Source organism: Streptomyces tagetis (genome assembly GCF_018069565.1).
GTDB lineage: Bacteria > Actinomycetota > Actinomycetes > Streptomycetales > Streptomycetaceae > Streptomyces > Streptomyces tagetis.
Window position 1 is genome coordinate 1 of sequence record NZ_JAGPNL010000010.1, and the last position, 19,402, is coordinate 19,402.

At 72.0% G+C, this 19,402-nt stretch carries 20 protein-coding genes; 7 read left to right on the plus strand and 13 right to left on the minus strand.

Going from position 1 to position 19,402, the window contains the following annotated elements:
- Nucleotides 1-386: 386 nt before the first annotated feature.
- Nucleotides 387-1,028: a DNA-3-methyladenine glycosylase gene (locus tag J5Y05_RS27765; protein WP_210875959.1), complete on the minus strand. Its 642-nt coding sequence runs from the start codon at nucleotides 1,026-1,028 to the stop codon at nucleotides 387-389.
- Between the two features lie 120 nt (nucleotides 1,029-1,148).
- On the opposite strand from J5Y05_RS27765, the gene J5Y05_RS27770 reads away from it, so the two are divergent.
- The 3 genes from J5Y05_RS27770 to J5Y05_RS27780 all read left to right on the plus strand — a co-directional run bounded on the left by J5Y05_RS27770 (nucleotide 1,149) and on the right by J5Y05_RS27780 (nucleotide 3,230).
- Nucleotides 1,149-1,931 carry a sporulation protein gene (locus tag J5Y05_RS27770; protein ID WP_210875960.1) on the plus strand — a complete coding sequence of 261 codons (783 nt, stop codon included), beginning with the start codon at nucleotides 1,149-1,151 and terminating at the stop codon, nucleotides 1,929-1,931.
- Nucleotides 1,932-1,990: 59 nt separating this feature from the next.
- Nucleotides 1,991-2,530 (plus strand): YbhB/YbcL family Raf kinase inhibitor-like protein, encoded by a 540-nt coding sequence (locus J5Y05_RS27775; protein ID WP_210875962.1) that lies wholly within the window; start codon nucleotides 1,991-1,993, stop codon nucleotides 2,528-2,530.
- Nucleotides 2,531-2,723: 193 nt separating this feature from the next.
- Nucleotides 2,724-3,230, plus strand: a complete 507-nt coding sequence (locus tag J5Y05_RS27780) for an HNH endonuclease (protein WP_210875964.1) — start codon at nucleotides 2,724-2,726, stop codon at nucleotides 3,228-3,230.
- Between the two features lie 171 nt (nucleotides 3,231-3,401).
- Here J5Y05_RS27780 and J5Y05_RS27785 read toward each other — a convergent pair whose 3' ends face one another.
- The 3 genes from J5Y05_RS27785 to J5Y05_RS27795 form a co-directional block, all read right to left on the minus strand.
- Nucleotides 3,402-4,355 (minus strand): SPFH domain-containing protein, encoded by a 954-nt coding sequence (locus tag J5Y05_RS27785; protein ID WP_210875965.1) that lies wholly within the window; start codon nucleotides 4,353-4,355, stop codon nucleotides 3,402-3,404.
- A 145-nt stretch (nucleotides 4,356-4,500) separates the two neighbouring features.
- Complete coding sequence (locus tag J5Y05_RS27790; RefSeq protein ID WP_210875967.1) at nucleotides 4,501-4,932, minus strand: NfeD family protein; 432 nt, start codon at nucleotides 4,930-4,932, stop codon at nucleotides 4,501-4,503.
- A 61-nt stretch (nucleotides 4,933-4,993) separates the two neighbouring features.
- A complete protein-coding gene (locus J5Y05_RS27795; RefSeq protein ID WP_210875969.1) occupies nucleotides 4,994-5,791 on the minus strand; it encodes an ABC transporter ATP-binding protein in 798 nt (265 codons plus the stop codon).
- Between the two features lie 149 nt (nucleotides 5,792-5,940).
- Here J5Y05_RS27795 and J5Y05_RS27800 point away from each other — a divergent pair, with 149 nt between their 5' ends.
- Nucleotides 5,941-6,729: an Rv1486c family protein gene (locus tag J5Y05_RS27800; RefSeq protein ID WP_210875971.1), complete on the plus strand. Its 789-nt coding sequence runs from the start codon at nucleotides 5,941-5,943 to the stop codon at nucleotides 6,727-6,729.
- A gap of 336 nt (nucleotides 6,730-7,065) precedes the next feature.
- On the opposite strand, the gene chpE is transcribed toward J5Y05_RS27800, so the two are convergent.
- The 3 genes from chpE to J5Y05_RS27815 all read right to left on the minus strand — a co-directional run bounded on the left by chpE (nucleotide 7,066) and on the right by J5Y05_RS27815 (nucleotide 9,275).
- On the minus strand, nucleotides 7,066-7,311 hold the full coding sequence (gene chpE / locus J5Y05_RS27805; protein ID WP_210875974.1) for a chaplin ChpE: 246 nt from the start codon (nucleotides 7,309-7,311) through the stop codon (nucleotides 7,066-7,068).
- A gap of 184 nt (nucleotides 7,312-7,495) precedes the next feature.
- On the minus strand, nucleotides 7,496-8,137 hold the full coding sequence (locus tag J5Y05_RS27810) for a response regulator (RefSeq protein ID WP_210875975.1): 642 nt from the start codon (nucleotides 8,135-8,137) through the stop codon (nucleotides 7,496-7,498).
- Nucleotides 8,130-9,275 carry a GAF domain-containing sensor histidine kinase gene (locus tag J5Y05_RS27815; RefSeq protein WP_210875977.1) on the minus strand — a complete coding sequence of 382 codons (1,146 nt, stop codon included), beginning with the start codon at nucleotides 9,273-9,275 and terminating at the stop codon, nucleotides 8,130-8,132. Before J5Y05_RS27815 ends, J5Y05_RS27810 begins: the two co-directional genes overlap by 8 nt.
- Nucleotides 9,276-9,974: 699 nt before the next feature.
- Between J5Y05_RS27815 and J5Y05_RS27820 the strand changes: the two genes are divergently transcribed.
- The gene (locus J5Y05_RS27820; RefSeq protein WP_210875979.1) at nucleotides 9,975-10,781 is read left to right on the plus strand and encodes a transglycosylase SLT domain-containing protein; all 807 of its coding nucleotides are present in this window, start codon (nucleotides 9,975-9,977) and stop codon (nucleotides 10,779-10,781) included.
- A 106-nt stretch (nucleotides 10,782-10,887) separates the two neighbouring features.
- Here the strand turns inward: J5Y05_RS27820 and J5Y05_RS27825 are convergent, their stop codons facing one another.
- Nucleotides 10,888-13,404, minus strand: coding sequence for an FHA domain-containing protein (locus tag J5Y05_RS27825; RefSeq protein ID WP_210875981.1), 2,517 nt, complete (start codon nucleotides 13,402-13,404; stop codon nucleotides 10,888-10,890).
- Nucleotides 13,405-13,914: 510 nt separating this feature from the next.
- Between J5Y05_RS27825 and serB the strand changes: the two genes are divergently transcribed.
- Nucleotides 13,915-15,129 carry a phosphoserine phosphatase SerB gene (gene serB / locus J5Y05_RS27830; RefSeq protein ID WP_210875983.1) on the plus strand — a complete coding sequence of 405 codons (1,215 nt, stop codon included), beginning with the start codon at nucleotides 13,915-13,917 and terminating at the stop codon, nucleotides 15,127-15,129.
- A 265-nt stretch (nucleotides 15,130-15,394) separates the two neighbouring features.
- On the opposite strand, the gene J5Y05_RS27835 is transcribed toward serB, so the two are convergent.
- From J5Y05_RS27835 to J5Y05_RS27845, 4 genes are all read right to left on the minus strand, one after another.
- Nucleotides 15,395-15,913: a SixA phosphatase family protein gene (locus tag J5Y05_RS27835; RefSeq protein ID WP_210875985.1), complete on the minus strand. Its 519-nt coding sequence runs from the start codon at nucleotides 15,911-15,913 to the stop codon at nucleotides 15,395-15,397.
- Nucleotides 15,914-16,021: 108 nt separating this feature from the next.
- Nucleotides 16,022-16,228, minus strand: a complete 207-nt coding sequence (locus J5Y05_RS27840) for a hypothetical protein (RefSeq protein ID WP_210875987.1) — start codon at nucleotides 16,226-16,228, stop codon at nucleotides 16,022-16,024.
- Nucleotides 16,229-16,463: 235 nt separating this feature from the next.
- Nucleotides 16,464-16,574: an SGM_5486 family transporter-associated protein gene (locus J5Y05_RS32345; RefSeq protein WP_281730829.1), complete on the minus strand. Its 111-nt coding sequence runs from the start codon at nucleotides 16,572-16,574 to the stop codon at nucleotides 16,464-16,466.
- A gap of 77 nt (nucleotides 16,575-16,651) precedes the next feature.
- The gene (locus J5Y05_RS27845) at nucleotides 16,652-18,046 is read right to left on the minus strand and encodes a CynX/NimT family MFS transporter (RefSeq protein ID WP_210875989.1); all 1,395 of its coding nucleotides are present in this window, start codon (nucleotides 18,044-18,046) and stop codon (nucleotides 16,652-16,654) included.
- Nucleotides 18,047-18,152: 106 nt separating this feature from the next.
- Between J5Y05_RS27845 and J5Y05_RS27850 the strand changes: the two genes are divergently transcribed.
- A complete protein-coding gene (locus tag J5Y05_RS27850; protein ID WP_210875991.1) occupies nucleotides 18,153-18,845 on the plus strand; it encodes a FadR/GntR family transcriptional regulator in 693 nt (230 codons plus the stop codon).
- Here the strand turns inward: J5Y05_RS27850 and J5Y05_RS27855 are convergent.
- Nucleotides 18,823-19,257, minus strand: coding sequence for a hypothetical protein (locus J5Y05_RS27855; RefSeq protein WP_210875993.1), 435 nt, complete (start codon nucleotides 19,255-19,257; stop codon nucleotides 18,823-18,825). The genes J5Y05_RS27850 and J5Y05_RS27855 overlap by 23 nt on opposite strands.
- Nucleotides 19,258-19,402 lie beyond the last annotated feature (145 nt).

Below are 19,402 nucleotides of genomic sequence, written 5' to 3' on the forward strand. Positions count from 1 at the left end.
TGACTTTTGGCACGCTGTTGAGTTCTCAAGGAACGGACGCTTCCTTTGTACTCACCCGAGACACTGTCTCCGGCTTTCCTCCGGGCGCTTTCCCTTCGGTCTTGCGTTTCCGACTCTATCAGACCGTTTCCGGCCCGATTCCCTGTCGGCGGGATTGTCGTCGGCTCCGGCTTTCGCCTGTCGGCCTTTCGACATTCACTACGCTAGCCCATTCCTTCACCGGCTCATAATCGAGTCGTGCGAGTCGAATTCAGGCATGCGAGCACGCCGGAGGTCGCCCCGCTGTGGGGAATCGTCGTAGTGGGTTGGCCGCTCTTCCGTTGGCAGGCGATCGCCTTGCCCGGGTCAGGCGGCTTGGAAGACATTACTCCCCGGCAGGCACCGCGTCAACTTCGGCGCCTGCGCGGCACATGAGCCCGGTACGGGCTCACCGTCGGGTCGTCGGCGATCCAGAAGCGCCAGGGGTGGACGCCGCCCTCGCCGGCGACTCCGGTGCGCGGACCGTTGCGTACCTGATCACGGGGTACGGCGGTGCCGGCCAGGATGCGCAGCGGGGTGTCCTGGGTGGCGCACGCGTCCGTGCCGTTGAGGGCGCGGTCGACGCCGAGGGCGGTGGCCAGGCGGGCCGGGCCCTTGGCCAGTTCCTTGTCGTTGCGGGCCGAGACCCGGCGGGTGCGGGCCAGTTCGGCGCCCTCGACGATCTCGCCGGCACGGAGCAGGACCCCGCTCGCCCGCCCCTCGGCACCGCAGACGATGTTCATGCAGAACCACATGCCGTAGGTGAAGTAGACGTACACGTGGCCGGGCGGGCCGAACATGACCTCGTTGCGGGGGGTGCGTCCCCGGTAGGCGTGGGAGCCCGGGTCGTTCTGGCCGTCGTACGCCTCGACCTCCGTCAGCCGCAGGGCGATCGGGCCGTCCGGCGTGGTACGCACGAGGACGCGGCCCAGCAGGTCGGGGGCCACGTCGAGGATGGGCCGGTCGAAGAAGTCCCTGGGCAGCGGCGTACGGTCGGGGCTCGTGATCATGCCGTCCGAGCGTAACGCAGGCGGGCGGTCCCCGCCGGGGTGCGGCGGGTGGAACCGGCCACCGGGGGATCGCGTTTGTAGGGATCGAGGGTTCACTCGAAAGCCTGGAGAGGGAGACACATGGCGTTCAAGAAGCTGCTCGCGAGCCTCGGGGCCGGCGGAGCGTCCGTCGAGACCGTGCTGAGCGAGGACAACGTCGTACCGGGGGGCGTCGTCCAGGGCGAGGTGCACATCCAGGGCGGCTCCGTCGACCAGCGGATCGAGGGACTGTCGGTCGGACTCCAGGCCAAGGTCGAGGTGGAGAGCGGCGACCAGGAGTACAAGCAGGACATCGAGTTCACGAAGGTGCGGCTCGGTGGCGCCTTCGAGCTGCGGGCGGGTGCCGCGCACACGGTGCCGTTCGGGCTGGAGGTGCCCTGGGAGACGCCGGTCACGATGATCGACGGGCAGGCGCTGCGCGGGATGCACATCGGGGTCACCACCGAACTGGCGATCGCGCGGGCGGTGGACTCCGGTGACCTGGACCCGGTCAACGTGCATCCGCTGCCGGCGCAGAAGGCGATCCTGGACGCGTTCATCCAGCTCGGTTTCCGTTTCAAGAACGCCGACATGGAGCGCGGTCACATCCGCGGCACCCGGCAGCGGCTGCCGTTCTACCAGGAGATCGAGTTCTACCCGCCACAGCAGTACCGGGGGCTGAACCAGGTCGAGCTGAGCTTCGTGGCCGACGGGCAGGCGATGGACGTCGTCCTGGAGATGGACAAGAAGGGCGGGCTGTTCAGCGAGGGCAGCGACACCTTCCGCTCCTTCACGGTGGGGCTGCACGACTTCCACGGCACCGACTGGGCCGGCTACCTCAACCAGTGGCTGTCCGAGGTCGGCAGCAGGCGCAACTGGTTCTAGACGATCTAGGCTCGGTCCGTACTGCACCCGTACTGCACCGACGATCAGGAGGTACCGAGGTGGCCGAGCAGAAGCGGCGCCCGCTCCCCCATGACTTCCACCCGCCCGTTCCGTCGTTCACGGTGACGAGCGAGGACGTCCGGGAGGGGGCGCCCCTCAAGGACGCCCAGGTCTACGCGGCCGGGAACACCTCGCCGCACCTGCGGTGGGAGGGTTTCCCCGCCGGGACCGAGAGTTTCGCCGTGACCTGCTACGACCCGGACGCCCCGACCGGCAGCGGATTCTGGCACTGGGTGGTGTTCGACATCCCCGCCTCGGTGACCGAGCTGCCGGCGGGTGCGGGCACCGGCGCCTTCCCGGGGCTGCCCGAGGGCGCCGTCCACGCGCGCAACGACTACGGCAGCCGCGACTTCGGCGGCGCCGCGCCGCCCGCCGGGGACGGTCCGCACCGGTACGTGTTCACGGTGTACGCCGTGGACCGGGAGAAGCTCGGCCCGGACGCGGAGGCGACGCCCGCCTTCGTCGGGTTCAACCTGCGGTTCCACGCGATCGCGCGGGCGCAGCTCGTCGGCGAGTACGAGGTGCCGGCGGGCGGCTGAGCAACCGGGCGTTCACGGAACGTTTGCCCGCCCCTGGTCTTGGAAGTGATCAGGGGCGGGCATTTTTGTTCCCGGGGCGTGGGGGCGCCCCTTGTGGGAGCACGGATATTGCGTTGTCCATCGCGGCGTGCCCGGCCAGAGTTGACCTCAGCCCGCCACGGGGTGGGCCGGTGCACACGGAAGGTGGGCTGGTATGCGGGACACGCTGGTACTCAACGCGAGCTTCGAGCCGCTGTCGACGGTGACGCTGCGTCGTGCCGTGGTCCTGGTCCTCCAGGACAAGGCCGTCGTGGAGCAGGCCCACCCCGAACTGCGGATGCGCGGAGCCGCCGTCGACATACCGGCGCCCCGGGTGATCAGGCTCTGCCACTACGTACGGGTGCCGTTCCGAAGACGCGCCCCGTGGTCCAGGCGGGGCGTGCTGGTGCGCGACCGGCACCGGTGCGCGTACTGCGGGCGGCGGGCGACGACCGTGGACCACGTGGTGCCGCGTTCGCACGGCGGGCAGGACACCTGGCTGAATACGGTGGCCTCCTGTTCGGAGGACAACCACCGCAAGGCCAACCGGACGCCGGAGCAGGCGGGGATGCCGCTGTTGCGGACGCCGTTCGAGCCGACACCGGCGGACGCGATGCTGCTGGCGCTGGGGCAGGACGACTTCGACGCGCTGCCGGGGTGGCTGGCGCGGTCGGCCGCGTAGGTCTCCGGCTCTCGCCGCCCGTACGGACGGGGGCGCACCTCCTGGTGGAGGTGCGCCCCCGTCCGCGTGTCGTACGTGTGTGTGCCGTACGTGCGTGTGTCGTACGGAATGCGTCGTGCCGTGCGCCGGGCGGGCGGTGTCGGCGGGGTCTGCCGGTCCGGGCCGGGCCGGTCAGTCGATGGACGGCTTCTCGCGGCGCTCCTGGGCCGGTACGCCGTTGCCCCCGGTGTTCGCCGCGCCGCCACCGCCCATGGGGCCGAAGTTGCCGATGGCTCCGGAGAGGCCCTTGAGGGCGTCGCCGATCTCGCTGGGGACGATCCAGAGCTTGTTGGCGTCGCCCTCGGCGATCTTCGGAAGCATCTGGAGGTACTGGTAGGAGAGCAGCTTCTGGTCCGGGTCGCCGGCGTGGATGGACTCGAAGACGGTGCGGATGGCCTGCGCCTCGCCCTCGGCGCGCAGGGCGGCGGCCTTGGACTCGCCCTCGGCGCGCAGGATCTGGGACTGCTTCTCGCCCTCGGCGCGCAGGATCTCGGACTGCCGGACGCCCTCGGCCTGGAGGATCGCGGCGCGCTTGTCGCGGTCGGCGCGCATCTGCTTCTCCATCGAGTCCTGGATGGAGGTGGGCGGCTCGATGGCCTTCAGCTCGACGCGGTTGACGCGGATGCCCCACTTGCCGGTGGCCTCGTCGAGGACGCCGCGCAGGGCCGCGTTGATCTCCTCGCGGGAGGTGAGGGTGCGCTCCAGGTCCATGCCGCCGATGATGTTGCGCAGGGTGGTGACGGTGAGCTGCTCGATGGCCTGGATGTAGCTGGCGACCTCGTAGGTGGCGGCGCGCGCGTCGGTCACCTGGTAGTAGATGACGGTGTCGATGTTGACGACCAGGTTGTCCTGGGTGATGACGGGCTGCGGCGGGAAGGGGACGACCTGCTCGCGCAGGTCGATGCGGTTGCGGATGGTGTCGATGAACGGGACGACGATGTTGAGTCCCGCGTTGAGGGTGCGCGTGTAGCGGCCGAAGCGTTCGACGATCGCCGCGCTGGCCTGCGGGATGACCTGGATGGTCTTGATCAGGGCGATGAAGACCAACACCACCAGGATGATCAGGACGATGATGACCGGTTGCATCGGTTCCCCGTACCCTTCTCCGCCTCGGAGCCGTCGGGAGGCCGCCTGTCGGGGGCCTCCGGTTTTCAGGATCTTGCTGGTCGAGTCTGACAGACCGTCGGGTGCCGTGGGGGCCGTTTTCGGCCTGGTTGTGCCGGGCGCGCGGTCACATGACGATCGCCGTGGCTCCTTCGATCTCGACGACGTCCACTTCCTGGCCCGCCTCGTAGGTGCGTCCGCTGTCGAGGGCGCGCGCCGACCAGATCTCCCCGGCGAGCTTGATGCGTCCGCCGGAGCCGTCGACCCGCTCCAGCACGACGGCCTGTCGTCCCTTCAGGGCGTCGATTCCCGAGGCCAGTTGCGGCCGTTGTGAGCGGTGCCGGCTGGCGATGGGCCGGACGACGGCGATGAGGGCGACGGACACGACGACGAAGACGAGGACTTGGACGACGAGGCCGGCACCGAACCCTGAGGCGATGGCGGCGGCGACGGCGCCGACGGCGAACATCCCGAATTCCGGCATCGCGGTCACGACGAGCGGGATTCCGAGCGCTGCCGCGACGACGAGCCACCACACCCATGCGTCGATGTCGTTCACACGGGTCATGGTAGGTGCGGACGGGTGACAGGGACAGGGTGCGGCGGGGTGCGGGGCGGGATCAGGACATCGGGAGTCCCTGGGCCGTCCAGCGGTCGCCGACCTGCTCGACGACGAGGGGCAGGCCGAAGCAGAGGGAGAGGTTGCGGGAGGTGAGTTCGAGTTCGAGCGGTCCGGCGGCGAGCACCTTGCCCTGGCGGATCATCAGGACGTGGGTGAAGCCCGGGGCGATCTCCTCGACGTGGTGGGTGACCATGATCATCGACGGGGCGATGGGGTCGCGGGCGAGGCGGCCGAGGCGGCGGACCAGGTCCTCGCGGCCTCCGAGGTCGAGACCGGCGGCCGGCTCGTCGAGGAGGAGCAACTCGGGGTCGGTCATCAGGGCGCGGGCGATGAGGGTGCGCTTGCGCTCGCCCTCGGAGAGGGTGCCGAACCTCCGGTCGAGGTACTCGGTCATGCCGAGGCGGTCAAGGAAGGCGCGGGCGCGCTGCTCGTCGATGTCCTCGTACTCCTCCTGCCAGCCCGCGGTCATGCCGTAGGCGGCGGTGAGCACGGTCTGCAGGACCGTCTGCCTCTTGGGCAGCTTGTCGGCCATGGCGATGCCGGCCATGCCGATGCGGGGGCGCAGTTCGAAGACGTCGGTGCCGGGCTTGCCGAGGGTCTCGCCGAGGATGGTGGCGGTGCCCTCGCTCGGGTAGAGGTAGCTCGACGCGAGGTTGAGCAGGGTGGTCTTGCCGGCGCCGTTCGGTCCGAGGATGACCCAGCGCTCGCCCTCCTTCACCGACCAGGAGACCTGGTCCACCAGAGCCCGGCCCTCCCGGACCACGGATACGTCCTGAAGCTCCAGAACATCGCTCATGAGCGCAGTGTCTCCCCTTAGCAGTGTGGCCGGTCTCGGCTGTCGCTTACGCCTGTGGCTCGGGCGCCACGCCGATGGGCGCAGCCCACTAGAAATCTACGCCACCGGCCGGGGCCGCCGTTCCCTCGGTCCGCTCCTAGGGTGGGGACATGCTCTCGGAACCGCGCTCAGGCCGACTGGCCGCCTGGGGAAATGCCCTTCTTGCCGGATTTGCCGCCCCGGACGACGCCGCGATGGCCGTGGTCGGGGAGGACGCGGTACACCGCGTGGCGGGGTTGCCGGGTGAACCCGCGCCCGTGGGGCTGACGCTGGCGCTCGGCCGGCTGCGGGCGCTGGGGGTGGCCGGGCTGCGGGTGGCGCTGCCGGCGCCGGGGCATCCGCTGGGGCTGAGCGGTCCGCCGGAGTTCAACGCGCGGGCCGTGGAGGCGGGCGAGGCGGTGGTCTGCCACGGGGCGGCGCTGGGGCTGGTGCCCCAGGTGTGGGAGGCCGGACCGGAGGGGGACGTGCACGCCGAGGTGGTCTGGCACTGCCTGCCGGTACGGGAGGCTCCGCCGGCGGACGTGCCTTCGCTCGGGGAGGCGGAGCGGGAGCTGGCGGAGGCGCTGCGGGAGGCGACGGAGGCGCTGACGCGGCTGGACGTGGCCGGGTCGGGTCCGGTGGCCGCGGCGGCGGTGGAGGCGTACCGGGCGCGGGCGGAGCGCGGGGGCGAGGTGCTGGCGCCGGGGTATCCGGCGCGGGCGGTACGGGTGCTGGAGCTGGCGCGGCGGGTGGGGGCGCTGGTGGCGGTGGCGGCGGAGAACGGGCACGGGGGCGCGGTGAGCGCGTCCGCGATGGCGGCGCGGGGCGAGGCGCTGCGTCCCGTGGAGCGGACGGCGCGGCGGGCGCAGGTCGCGGCGTACAACGCGTTCGTGGAGGAGAGGGAGCGGGGGGCGCGGTGACGGCGTGGCCCTCGGGGGTGGCCCGGGGTGCTCCGGGCGGGCAGGGCCGGCGGGGGCGCCCGCGCGTCGCGGGGGTGCGGGGCGGGGGTGCGGGGCGGTGCGTGCGCCGGGGGCGCTGGGCTGGGGGCCGGGCGGGGTCACCCGCGCCGGGGCGCTGTGCGGGCGTACGACCAGCGGGACCCGGGCGGGGCGCTGTAGGGCGGGACGGAGTGCCCCCGCCGGATACCGGAATACGTACGGGGCTGGGCACAGGGGGCCGAGGCGCCCCGTCACGTGCCGCGCCCCGGTCTCCCGGAGGGGCCGGGGGGCCGGGGCGCGGAGCGCCGGTGACCTGGGTCAGCCGTTGAGGCCCAGGTTGCCGAAGGCCGGGTTCAGCAGGCCGATGACGTTGACGCTGTCGCCCACGACGTTGACCGGGACGTGCACCGGCGCCTGGACGGCGTTGCCCGAGACCACGCCCGGCGAGCCGACGGCCTTGCCCTGCGCGGCGGCACCGTCGGTGGCCGAGGCCATGCCCGCGCCGGCGGCGATCAGCCCGCCGGCCACCATCGTCACGGCCGCGGCCTTCTTCAGGTTCTTCACTTGCAGACCCTCCTAGCGATCACCGCGGCAGTCACCGCGGCACGCACTGGTCAACGGCGGGGCCCGGGGAGGGGTGCGCCGTCCGGGTGACATTCCCACGACGGTATGAATCTCAGTCCGTAGGGGAACTCCGCGGAGCGCTCCGGCGTACGCCCCTGGCTCACCCCGTCGTGCGTCATGCGTCTCACTCCGCCATGCCGTGCCGTACGGCCCACAGGGCGGCCTGGGTGCGGTCCGCCAGGTCGAGCTTCATGAGGATGTTCGAGACGTGGGTCTTCACGGTCTTCTCGGAGAGGACCAGGGAGCGGGCGATCTCCCGGTTGGACCGGCCGTCCGCGATCAGGCCCAGCACCTCGCGCTCCCGGTCCGTGAGGGAGCCCGCCCGGCCCTGGCCGGAGCCGGTCTCCTCCTGGGAGAGCAGTGCCCCGGCGACCTCGGGCTGGAGCAGGATGTGCCCGGCGTGGACGGAGCGGATGGCGCCGGCCAGCGCCTCGGGGTCGACGTCCTTGTACACGTAGCCGGCCGCGCCCGCGCGCAGGGCCGGGACGACCGTGCGGCGCTCCGTGAAGCTGGTGACGATGAGCACGCGCGCGGGGTGGTCCAGCTCGCGGAGCCGGCGCAGCGCCTCGACGCCGTCCATGCCGGGCATCCGGATGTCCATGAGGATCACGTCGGGCCGCAGCTCGCGGGCGCGCTCGACGCCTTCCGCGCCGTCGGCGGCCTCGCCGACCACCTCGATGTCGTCCTGGACCTCCAGGAAGGTGCGCAGGCCCCGGCGGACCACCTGGTGGTCGTCGACGAGCAGCACCTTGATTGCCTCAGCCACCGGGGACCTCCATCTCGATCACGGTGCCCTCGCCGGGCCCGGACTCCACGGTCAGCCCGCCGCCGACCCCGTTCGCCCGGTCCCGCATCGAGACGAGGCCCAGGTGGCGGCCGGCGTGGCGCACCGCGTGCGGGTCGAAACCGCGCCCGTCGTCGGCGACCCGCAGGACGGCTCCCGGTCCGCGCCGCCGCAGGGTCACGTCGACGCGGTCGGCCGCGGCGTGCCGCAGGGCGTTGTGCAGGGCCTCCTGGGCGACGCGCAGCAGGGCCTCCTCCTGGGCGGCCGGCAGGGCCCTGACGCCGCGGGCGTCGAAGGTCACGCGCGCGGTGTGGGCGCGGTCGAGCACCTGGATCTGGGTGCGCAGGGTGGCGACGAGCCCGTCCTCGTCCAGGGCCGCGGGGCGCAGCTCGACGACGGCGGCGCGCAGCTCGTCGACGGCTTCGGCGGCGAGGACGGCGATCTGCTGGAGCTCGCCCTTGGCGCGGGCGGGGTCGCGGTCGACGAGGGTGGCGGCGGCCTGGGCGGTCAGGCGCAGCGAGAAGAGCTTCTGGCTGACCGCGTCGTGCAGCTCGTGGGCAAGGCGGGAGCGCTCCTCGGCGATGGTCAGCTCGCGGCTGCGCTCGTAGAGGCGGGCGTTGGTGAGGGCGATCGCGGCGTGCTGGGCGAGGATGCCGAGCAGTTCCTCGTCGTCCTCGGTGAAGCCGCAGCCGCCGCCGGGCCGGGGGTGGTTCTTGTTGGCGAGGAAGAGGGCGCCGATGACCTCGTCCCCGTCGCGGATGGGCAGGCCGAGGAAGTCGGCCAGGTCGGGGTGGGCCTCGGGCCAGCCCTCGAAGCGGGGGTCCTGGCGGACGTCGGCGAGGCGCTGCGGCCGGGCCTCGCTGAGCATGGCGGCGAGGATGCCGTGCTGGCGGGGCAGAGGGCCGATGGCCTTCCACTGGGCCTCGGTGACCCCGTCGACGACGAACTGGGCGAAGCCGCCGTGGTCGTCGGGGACGCCGAGGGCGGCGTACTGGGCGTCGAGCAGTTCGCGGGCCGAGGCGACGATCGTCCCGAGGACGTCGCGCACCTCCAGGTGCCTGCTCATGGCCAGCAGCGCGGAACTCACCGCGGCGAGGCCGGACCGGGGGCCGTGACTCATGACCTCACGGTACCGGCGGGGGGTGGGCCGCGGATCGGGCCGACGGGGGCCGCCGGGCCGTGCCGCGGACCTAGGCCGTTGGTCCCGCGCCCCCTCCTCCAGCACGCGCGAAGGGGGTCCCCGCCGTCGTGAGAAGACGTCCCCGCCGTCGTAAGAGGACGTCCGCCGTCGTGAGAAGACGTCCCCGCCGTCGTGCCGTAGAGACGCCCCCGCCCTCCGTAGAGACCTTCCCCGCCCTCCGTAGAGACGTCCCCGCCCTCTATATGAGGACGCTCCTTCCCTCTATGGACCCCCTATGGGAGAGGGCCTCCAGGAGGACGCCTCCGGGCCCGGGGAGTACGCCTGCGCCGGACGCCCGTTTCCCCTCACCCATCGCATTGCTCCAGCAACCGAGGGTGAGGTCCACATGGGCGGGATGTGAGCCCGCGCATAGGGTGCACGTCACGTACGAAGGGGAGTAGGAGGACGACTCGTCCGTTTTGAGCGGGGCGGATGGTCCAATCTGTCCTGATTCGCCCTTCCCTGATCCACTACCCGGGATCGTACGTCACACCTTTGCCACGGCATTTTGCGGCCGCTAAGAATGGCTCTCGTCGCTCAGCGCCGTGGGTTCTCCCCCGCGGCGTTTGCACCGGAATCACCCCCCTGTCCCCACCGGACGAGAGCGACCTCCGCGCTAACGAAGAGGTCTATCCCGCCATGTCGAAGAACATCCTCAACCGTGTCCGTGACCGTGCCGAGCAGGTTCGCAACCGTGCCGAGACGGTGCGCAACCGGGCCGAGACGGTCGTCCGCAACCGGGCCGAGAGCCTGAGCCTGAACCTCAGCCTGAACCGCACCCAGAAGATCGCGATCGCCGGTGTGGGTACGCTCAGCGCCGCCGCCGTCGCGTTCGCCGCGGTCCCGGCGAGCGGGCAGACGAGCACGAGCGAGGCCGCTCCCACGGCGAAGGTGGCGTACAGCAAGGAGCAGATCAAGGACGTCGAGGCCGGCATCACCGGTCAGCTCGCCGGCGCGAGCCAGAAGGCCGCCTCCGTCGAGGCGAAGCAGGAGGCCGCGAAGAAGTCCGCCGCGGCCGAGAAGAAGGCGTCCGCCGAGTCCGCCGCGAAGAAGCGCGCGGCCGGTAAGAGCACGACTCGCTCCGCCCCGCGCTCGCAGGTCCAGGAGGTCGCCGGCAAGAGCTACACCAACAACCTCGACGGCTGGATTCGTGAGTCCCTGGACATCATGAAGGCCAAGGGCATACCCGGCAGCTACCACGGCCTGCACAAGAACATCATCCGCGAGTCCTCCGGCAACCCGAAGGCCATCAACGACTGGGACATCAACGCCATCAACGGCATCCCGTCCAAGGGCCTGCTCCAGGTGATCCCGCCGACGTTCGCCGCGTACCACGTCAAGGGCACCTCCATGGACATCTACGACCCGGTCGCCAACATCACCGCCGCCGCCAACTACGCGGCCGACAAGTACGGCACGATCGACAACGTCAACAGCGCGTACTGAGGACGGCGCGGACCTCTCCCCGCTGACGTACGCGACCGTGCACCGAACGCCGAAGGGCGGCACCCTCCTGACGGGGTGCCGCCCTTCGGGGCCGTTCGGCCCAGGGTCACTTCCGCATGACCTCGGGTTCGTGGCGGCGCAGGAAGCGGGCCACGAAGAAGCCGCAGACCACCCCGAGGGCGATCAGCGCGGCCATGTCCAGGCCCCAGGCGCCCGCCGAGTGGTCCCACAGCGGGTCCGTGCCGGCGCCCGGCTCGGGCGGGCTGATCTTGTTGAAGTCCAGCGTGGCACCGGCCGCGGCCACCGCCCAGCGCGAGGGCATCAGGTACGAGAACTCGTTGACGCCGACCGTGCCGTGCAGCGTGAAGAGGCATCCGGTGAACACGACCTGAATGATCGCGAACATCACCAGCAGCGGCATGGTCTTCTCGGCCGTCTTCACCAGCGACGAGATGACCAGGCCGAACATCATCGAGGTGAAGCCCAGCGCCATGATCGGCAGGCACATCTCGACCAGCGTGGCGCCGCCCAGGATCAGTCCCTCGGAGGGCAGCTCACGGCTGGAGAAGCCGATCACGCCGACCATCAGGCCCTGGAACATGGTGATCATGCCGAGCACGAACACCTTCGACATCAGGTACGCGGAGCGTGACAGGCCCGTCGCGCGCTCCCGCTCGTAGATGACCCGTTCCTTGATCAGCTCGCGGACGGAGTTGGCCGCGCCGGCGAAGCAGGCGCCGACCGCGAGGATCAGCAGGACCGTGGTGGCGGTGCCGTTCGGGACGAGGCGGCCGGTCTGCGGGTTGACCGGGTTGGGCAGCAGTCCCCGGTCGGAGTTGATCAGCAGGCTCACCGCGCCGAGCACGGCGGGCAGGATCACCATCAGGCCGAGGAAGCCCTTGTCGGAGGCGATCACCGACACGTAGCGGCGCACCAGCGTGACGAACTGCGACATCCAGCCCTGCGGCTTCGGCGGCTTCATCGCCTGCATCGGCGCCACCGTGACCGGCTGCGGCGCGACGGCGTCGACCTCGGCGGCGTACATCTGGTAGTGCTGCGAGCCCTTCCAGCGGCCCGCCCAGTCGTAGTCGCGGTAGCTCTCGAAGGCGGAGAAGACGTCGGCCCAGGTCTCGTAGCCGAAGAAGTTCAGCGCCTCCTCGGGCGGGCCGAAGTAGGCGACCGCACCGCCCGGCGCCATGACCAGCAGCTTGTTGCAGAGCGCCAGCTCGGCCACCGAGTGCGTGACGACGAGGACCGTACGGCCGTCGTCGGCCAGCTCCCGCAGCAGCTTCATGACGTCGCGGTCCATGCCCGGGTCGAGGCCGGAGGTCGGCTCGTCCAGGAAGATCAGCGACGGCTTGGTGAGCAGCTCCAGGGCGACCGAGACGCGCTTGCGCTGGCCGCCGGAGAGCGACGTGACCTTCTTGTCCTTGTGGACGTCGAGCTTCAGCTCGCGCAGCACCTCGTCGATGCGGGCGTCGCGCTCGGCGGCCGTGGTGTCGGCGGGGAAGCGCAGCTTGGCCGCGTACTTCAGGGCCTTCTTGACCGTGAGTTCCTTGTGCAGGATGTCTTCCTGCGGAACCAGGCCGATGCGCTGGCGCAGCTCGGCGAACTGCTTGTACAGGTCCCGGTTGTCGTAGAGGACCTCGCCGCGGTCGGCGGGCCGGTAGCCGGTGAGTGCCTTGAGCAGGGTCGACTTGCCGGAGCCGGAGGGGCCGATGACGCCGATCAGCGACTTCTCGGGGGCGCCGAAGGAGACGTCCCGGAGGATCTGCTTGCCGCCGTCGACCGTGACCGTCAGGTGGCGGGCGGAGAAGGACACCTCGCCGGTGTCGACGAACTCCTCCAGCCGGTCGCCGACGATGCGGAACGTCGAGTGGCCGACGCCCACGATGTCGGGCGGGCCCAGCGTCTGGGTGCCGCCCTTGGGGATCGGCTGGCCGTTGACGTAGGTGCCGTTGTGCGAACCGAGGTCGCGGATCTCCATGCGGCCGTCGGGCGTCGCGCGGAACTCGGCGTGGTTGCGGGAGACCTGGAGGTCGGAGACGACCAGGTCGTTCTCCAGGGCACGGCCGATGCGCATGACCCGGCCCAGCGACAACTGGTGGAACGTGGTCGGGCTGCGGTCGCCGTACGCCGGTGCCCCCTGCGCCGCTCCCCCGTGCCCCTGCTGGTGCGGGACGTGCGGCGCGGTCTGCTGCCGCGGCGGCTCGTGCCCCGGCTGCTGCTGCGCCGGGGGCGTCGTCTGCGGCTGCGGCGTCCAGCCGTCGGCGCCCTGACCGGCGTACGGCTGCTGCGACGCTCCGCCCTGCGGGGTGCCGACCGGGGAGTGCGCGCCGGTCAGCGTGACGCGCGGACCGTCGGTCGCGTTGCCCAGGTTCACCACCGAGCCGTCGCCCAGCTCCGTGCTCTGGACGCGCTGCCCGTGCACGAAGGTGCCGTTGGTGCTGCCGTGGTCCTCGATGACCCAGGTCCGGCCGTCGAAGCGGACCGTGGCGTGCCGCCAGGAGACTCTCGCGTCGTCGAAGACGACCTCCCCCTGCGGATCGCGTCCGAGCGCGTAAGACCGGGACGGATCGAGCGTCCAGGTCCGTCCTTGAGATTCCAGTACGAGTTCCGGCACTCCACGCCCCACTGAGTTGTCCCCCGAATTTGCCCCCGTCGCGGGGAGTCTAGGGATGTCGAACATCGGTGGGCACTATTTCAGGCTCGGCCCCCTGACCGAAAGCCGGGCCTTGCGAAAACCGTACGGATGGTACTGGCGCGGGACCCGGCGGGGGCGGAACCGGGCGGGTGCGAGGAGGGTCCCAGGCAGGTGCGAGGCAGGTCCGGAGCGGGTCCGAGGCGGGTCCGAGGCAGGTCCGGGGCAGGTCCGAGGCAGGTCCGCGAGGCGGATGCCGGGGGCGGTGTTCGACACCCGGCGACGGCTTCCCGGGGGCCGGAGAGGCACCGGACGGGGACCGGACTGGCACCGGACTGGCACCGGACTGGGACCGGACGGGCCTGAGTGGACAGGGGACGGACCCGGGCGTCCCGGGCGTCCGCGCGGCCCCGGCCGGAGCCGCCCGCTCCGTGTCCGTCAGGCGGACCTCGCAGGCGGGAGGCACCGGGTGCCGGATACGGTGGGAACACCATGAGCGCTTCGCAGACCTCTGACGTTCCCACGCTTCTCGTCAAGATCTTCGGCAAGGACCGGCCCGGCATCACGGCCGGTCTGTTCGACACCCTCGCCGCCTACTCCGTCGACGTGGTCGACATCGAGCAGGTCGTCACCCGTGGCCGTATCGTGCTGTGCGCGCTCGTGACCGAGCCGCCCCAGGGGCTGGAAGGCGACCTCCGGGCGACCGTCCACAGTTGGGCGGAGTCACTGAAGCTCCAGGCCGAGATCATCTCCGGCATCGGCGACAACCGGCCCCGCGGCCTGGGCCGCTCCCTGGTCACCGTGCTCGGACACCCGCTCACCGCCGAGGCGGCGGCAGCCATAGCGGCCCGGATCACCGGGGCCTCCGGCAACATCGACCGCATCTTCCGCCTGGCGAAGTACCCCGTCACCGCCGTCGAGTTCGCCGTCTCCGGCGTGGAGACCGAGACGCTGCGCACCGCGCTGGCCACCGAGGCCGCGGCGCTCGGCGTGGACGTCGCGGTCGTCGGCGCCGGACTCCAGCGGCGGGCCCAGCGCCTGGTCGTGATGGACGTCGACTCCACCCTGATCCAGGACGAGGTGATCGAGCTCTTCGCCGCGCACGCCGGCTGCGAGGACAAGGTCGCCGAGGTGACGGCGGCGGCGATGCGCGGGGAGCTGGACTTCGAGCAGTCCCTGCACGCGCGCGTGGCGCTCCTCGAAGGGCTGGACGCCTCCGTGGTCGAGAAGGTGCGCGGCGAGGTGCGGCTGACGCCGGGCGCCCGCACCCTGATCCGCACGCTGAAGCGACTCGGCTACCAGGTCGGGGTGGTCTCCGGCGGGTTCACGCAGGTCACCGACGACCTGAAGGAACGGCTCGGACTGGACTTCGCGCAGGCCAACACCTTGGAGATCGTCGACGGGCGGCTGACCGGCCGGGTCACCGGCGAGATCGTCGACCGCGCGGGCAAGGCCCGGCTGCTGCGCCGCTTCGCCGCCGAGGCGGGGGTCCCGCTGTCGCAGACGGTGGCGATCGGTGACGGCGCCAACGACCTGGACATGCTGAACGCGGCCGGGCTCGGCGTCGCCTTCAACGCCAAGCCGGTGGTGCGCCAGGCCGCCTACACCGCGGTGAACGTGCCCTTCCTGGACACCGTGCTCTACCTGCTGGGCATCACCCGCGAGGAGGTCGAGGCGGCGGACACCGTCGACCCCGACCAGGGCTAGGGCCGCTGGGGGCGCGGGCCCGTGCGACCGCGGACCCGTGTGACCGCGGACTGTGTGACCGGCGGGTGACCAGCCCCGCGTGACCGGCAGGGTGACCGTTCCGTGTGACCGGCCGGCCCCGTGACCGGCAGTGACCGGCCCCATGACCGGCCGGTGTGATCGCCCCGTGACCGGCCCCGTCCGCTGTGCGTACGGCCGAGGGCCCGGTGCCGGGTGGTTTCTCCCCGGGCACCGGGCCCTCGGCGCGGCTGTGGACGGCCGGTGCTCAGTCGGTCGGCGTCCAGTAGTCGGCCAGCGTGGCCACGCCGGGCTCCACGGACTTCCAGGACCCGGTGAAGGTCAGCACCGCGAACGCCGCGGTCGGGAAGCCGCGCCGGTTCATGTGCTCACGGGCCTCGTCCTCGGCGTCGCCGGCCAGGATCTCGGCGAGCCCCTGCATCCCCGGGTTGTGCCCGATCACCAGCACGTTGCGCAGGTCGTCGGGGGTCTCGTTGAGCACGGCGATCAGCTCGCCGGGGGTGGCCTCGTAGATGCGCTCCTCGTAGACCGTTTTCGGCCGCCGCGGGAACTCGTGGACGGCGAGCTTCCAGGTCTCGCGCGTGCGGTGCGCGGTGGAGCACAGGGCCTGGTCGAAGGAGATGCCGGTGTCCGCCAGCCGGCGCCCGGCCTCCGCGGCCTCCTTGCGTCCCCGTTCGGCGAGCGGCCGCTCGTGGTCGCTCATCTGGGGCCAGTCGGCTTTCGCATGCCGGAAGAGTGTGATCCTGCGGGGTTCTGCGACGCTCATGCACCCCAGCTTCGCATGAAACAGGCCATGGGGCGCAGGGAGTTGACATGCGGGTTCACCGGACCGGGGCCGGTCGCGGCGCCCGGCCCGCCCGGGGTGCGGCGGGGGTCAGCGGAGGGTGAGGTGCCGGGCCCAGTCCAGGAAGTGGGCGAGGACCGGTTCGCCGGCGGCGGCTCGGGCCTGCGACGGGTTGAGCATCATCAGCAGCAGGACGAGGAAGGTGAGCACGGGCAGGGCCAGCGCCCACCAGGGCAGCCGTGTCCCGGCGCCGCCCCGGGCGGCCTGCCGGGGCCGGGGGTACAGAGGGGCCGACATGAGTGCCTCCGGTGTCTTCGGGCGTCCTGGCGCGTGCCGCGCGTACCGCTCTTCTCGCGGTACGTATCGACGCTACGGAACGCACGGGCCCCGGCCCATCCGGTGATCCACCCACTCGACCCTGAGCCTGGCCCCCTAGGGGATGGGGGGCCAGCCCTACCCCGGACCCCGAGGGAACGATTCACCCGCAGGCAGGGCCGGAGGCGGCAGGCCGGCCGTACGGTCCCCCGGAAGGTCAGGGGGAGACGATCGTGGCGATGATGCCGATGACCACGAAGATCGCAAGGAAGCCGCCGAAGACGAGCAGCATCTTCTTCTGGCCGTTCGGGGGGTTCGGATCGAGCATGCCGCCAGTCTCCCATCTCCCCCCGCGCGACCGGTCCGGGGGGCCGCCTTCACCGTGCGATGGGCGGGCGGGCCGGGTCAGCGGGTCGCCTCGTCCTCCACCGTACGGTTGCGGCCGGCCAGGACGCCGAAGAGCATCTGCGGCACCATCAACGCGGCCATCAGCGCGAGCGGCAGGCCCCAGCCGCCGCTGTGCTGGTAGAGGACGCCCACCAGGAGCGGGCCGGGGATGGAGATCAGGTAGCCGGTGCTCTGCGCGAACGCCGAGAGCTGGGCGACGCCCGCGCCGGTCCGGGCCCGCATGCCGACCATGGTCAGGGCCAGCGGGAAGGCGCAGTTGGCGACGCCGAGGAGCAGGGCCCAGGCCCACGCGCCGGCCGCCGGGGCCAGGTACATCCCGGTGTAGCCGGCGAGTCCGCACACGCCCAGCAGCACCACGATGGGGCCCTGGTGGGGCAGGCGCGAGGCCACCCTCGGGATGACGAAGGCCAGCGGCACGCCCATCACCATGATCACGGCGAGGAGCAGTCCGGCGGTGCCGGCGGGGACCCCCGCGTCCCGGTAGACCTGCGCCATCCAGCCCATGGTGATGTAGGCGGCGGTGGCCTGGAGGCCGAAGAAGCCGGCAAGCGCCCAGGCCGTGCCGCTGCGGGCGATCCGCAGCACCGGCACCTCGGCGGCCGGCCCCTCCCCGGCCTCTGGAGCGGGACGTACGGCGGAGGGCTCGCGGGCGGAGCGCGCCGCGGAGGGCTCGGGGGCGGACTCCGGCCGGGCGGAGCCGCCGCCGCGTTCCCGGACGAAGGGCAGCCAGGGCAGGACGGCGGCCACGCCGAGGACCGCCCACACCGCGAGGCCGGGGCGCCAGCCGCCGCCCATCCAGCCGGTCAGCGGCACGGTGACCGCGGCGGCGGCCGAGGTGCCGCAGGCCAGGGCCATCGAGTACAGGCCGGTCATGGTGCCGACGCGGTCGGGGAAGTAACGCTTGACGATGACCGGCATCAGGACGTTGCTGACCGCGATGCCCATCAGCGCGAGGGCGGTGGCCGCCAGGAAACCGGCGGTGCCGCCGGCGTAGGGCCGGATCGCCAGACCGGCGGCGATGGCGGCCATGCCGAGGCAGACCACCGCGCCGGGTCCGAAGCGGCGGGCCAGCCGCGGGGCGGCGACACCGAAGACGGCGAAGCACAGCGCGGGCACGGAGGTGAGCAGTCCGGCCACGCTGCCGCTCATGCCGAGCCCGACGCGGACCTCCTCCAGGAGGGCGCCGAGGCTGGTGATGGCCGGACGCAGGTTGAGCGCGGCCAGCACGATGCCGACGATGAGCAGCCGGGTCGTCCAGCGCGTCCACGCGGGTGCGGCGCTCCCCGCCGGGCCGCTGGGCCCGTCGGGTACCCGGGCACCGGGCTCGGCCGGGGTGCCGGCGGTGGTGGAGTGCAGCGTCCGGGTTTCCTCACTGGCCATGGGACCCATCATAGAATCATGGGATGATTGGTTGTCCACTGCGCTCAGGCGCCGTCCGGACCCGTTGCGAAGATCCGTTGCGCAGACCCGTTGCGAAGAACCGTTGCGAAGGTGAGTCATGACTCTGGCCCATCCCCGTCGTGCCGCCCTGTCCGAGCAGGTCATCGCGATGCTGCGGCAGCAGATCGCCTCCGGCGAGTGGCCCGTCGGCTCCCGCATCCCGACCGAGCCGGAGCTGGTCGGGCAACTGGGTGTGGCACGGAACACGGTCCGGGAAGCGGTCCGCGCGCTCGCCCACAACGGCCTCCTGGACATCCGGCAGGGCTCCGGCACGTACGTCGCGGCCACCAGCGAACTGGCGGGCGTGATGCACCGCCGGTTCGCGGACGCCGACCCCCGGCACGTCGCCGAACTGCGCTCGACGCTGGAGTCGGCCGCCGCCCGGCTCGCCGCCCGGCGGCGCACCGAGAAGGACCTCAGGCAGCTCGACGCGCTGATGGTGAGCCGCGAGGAGGCGTGGAGGTCGGGTGACACCGAGGCGTTCGTGACGGCGGACGCGACCTTCCACCTGGCCGTGGTGGCCGCGTCCCACAACGACGTGCTGACCGCGCTGTACGCGGACCTCGGCGAGGTGATGCGGCAGTGGCTGCGGGACGACATCGGCGAGGAGATGACGCCGGAGACCCACATGGACCACACGCGGCTGGTCGAGGCGATCCGCTCGGGGGACGCGGGGACGGCGGAGACGGAGGCGGCGGGGTACCCGTTCGTGTGCCGGCCGGGGCGGGTCAGCGCGCCGGTTCGTGAGTGATCCAGGCGGATTCGACCTCCTTCCAGCAGCGTCCGGTGAGTTTGACGGTGCGGCTGGGGGCGGCCTCCGCCGGGGTGCCGTCGGTGTCGACGTCCCACCAGCGGGCGCACTCGACGTGGAGCGAGACGCGGTCCGGCACGGGGTACGGGTTGTGGCAGTAGGCGGTGACCTGGGACCCGTCGACACGGACCCGGCACTCGGCGCCGGACGGGCGCGTCGGGGCCGGGGACGTCCGGGAGCCGTCCCGCTCGGGGTGCGCGGGGGTCACGGGGTGTACGGAGGTCATGCGGTGTACGGAGGTCATGCGGTGTACGCGGGTCACGGGGGCGGCGGCGTGCACGGGGTGCGACAGGACCGCGAGGCAGACGACGGCGAGGGCCGCTGAGGCCGGGCGGTGGGGAAAGCCGCACAAGGGGACCTCCTCGGCCAGGCTGGGGAGGGGGGAAGCGCGCGGGGGGAGTCCGGACTCCAGCCTGCGCCGGGCACGCCCCGCCCGCCCGGCCGGCTGCGCCGCTCGGGTGAACGCCCAGGCCCCGCGCGGCCCGGGGGCGGCCCGG

What these genes read in the sequence shown, in the direction of transcription:
- J5Y05_RS27845 (WP_210875989.1), bottom strand. Translation starts at nt 18,046, where the DNA reads ATGATGGGTCCCATGGCCAGTGAGGAAACCCGGACGCTGCACTCCACC.
- J5Y05_RS27795 (WP_210875969.1), bottom strand. Translation starts at nt 5,791, where the DNA reads ATGAGCGATGTTCTGGAGCTTCAGGACGTATCCGTGGTCCGGGAGGGC.
- J5Y05_RS27835 (WP_210875985.1), bottom strand. Translation starts at nt 15,913, where the DNA reads ATGAGCGTCGCAGAACCCCGCAGGATCACACTCTTCCGGCATGCGAAA.
- J5Y05_RS27840 (WP_210875987.1), bottom strand. Translation starts at nt 16,228, where the DNA reads ATGTCGGCCCCTCTGTACCCCCGGCCCCGGCAGGCCGCCCGGGGCGGC.
- J5Y05_RS27850 (WP_210875991.1), top strand. Translation starts at nt 18,153, where the DNA reads ATGACTCTGGCCCATCCCCGTCGTGCCGCCCTGTCCGAGCAGGTCATC.
- J5Y05_RS27820 (WP_210875979.1), top strand. Translation starts at nt 9,975, where the DNA reads ATGTCGAAGAACATCCTCAACCGTGTCCGTGACCGTGCCGAGCAGGTT.
- J5Y05_RS27780 (WP_210875964.1), top strand. Translation starts at nt 2,724, where the DNA reads ATGCGGGACACGCTGGTACTCAACGCGAGCTTCGAGCCGCTGTCGACG.
- serB (WP_210875983.1), top strand. Translation starts at nt 13,915, where the DNA reads ATGAGCGCTTCGCAGACCTCTGACGTTCCCACGCTTCTCGTCAAGATC.
- J5Y05_RS27765 (WP_210875959.1), bottom strand. Translation starts at nt 1,028, where the DNA reads ATGATCACGAGCCCCGACCGTACGCCGCTGCCCAGGGACTTCTTCGAC.
- J5Y05_RS27800 (WP_210875971.1), top strand. Translation starts at nt 5,941, where the DNA reads ATGCTCTCGGAACCGCGCTCAGGCCGACTGGCCGCCTGGGGAAATGCC.
- J5Y05_RS27770 (WP_210875960.1), top strand. Translation starts at nt 1,149, where the DNA reads ATGGCGTTCAAGAAGCTGCTCGCGAGCCTCGGGGCCGGCGGAGCGTCC.
- J5Y05_RS32345 (WP_281730829.1), bottom strand. Translation starts at nt 16,574, where the DNA reads ATGCTCGATCCGAACCCCCCGAACGGCCAGAAGAAGATGCTGCTCGTC.
- J5Y05_RS27785 (WP_210875965.1), bottom strand. Translation starts at nt 4,355, where the DNA reads ATGCAACCGGTCATCATCGTCCTGATCATCCTGGTGGTGTTGGTCTTC.
- J5Y05_RS27815 (WP_210875977.1), bottom strand. Translation starts at nt 9,275, where the DNA reads ATGAGTCACGGCCCCCGGTCCGGCCTCGCCGCGGTGAGTTCCGCGCTG.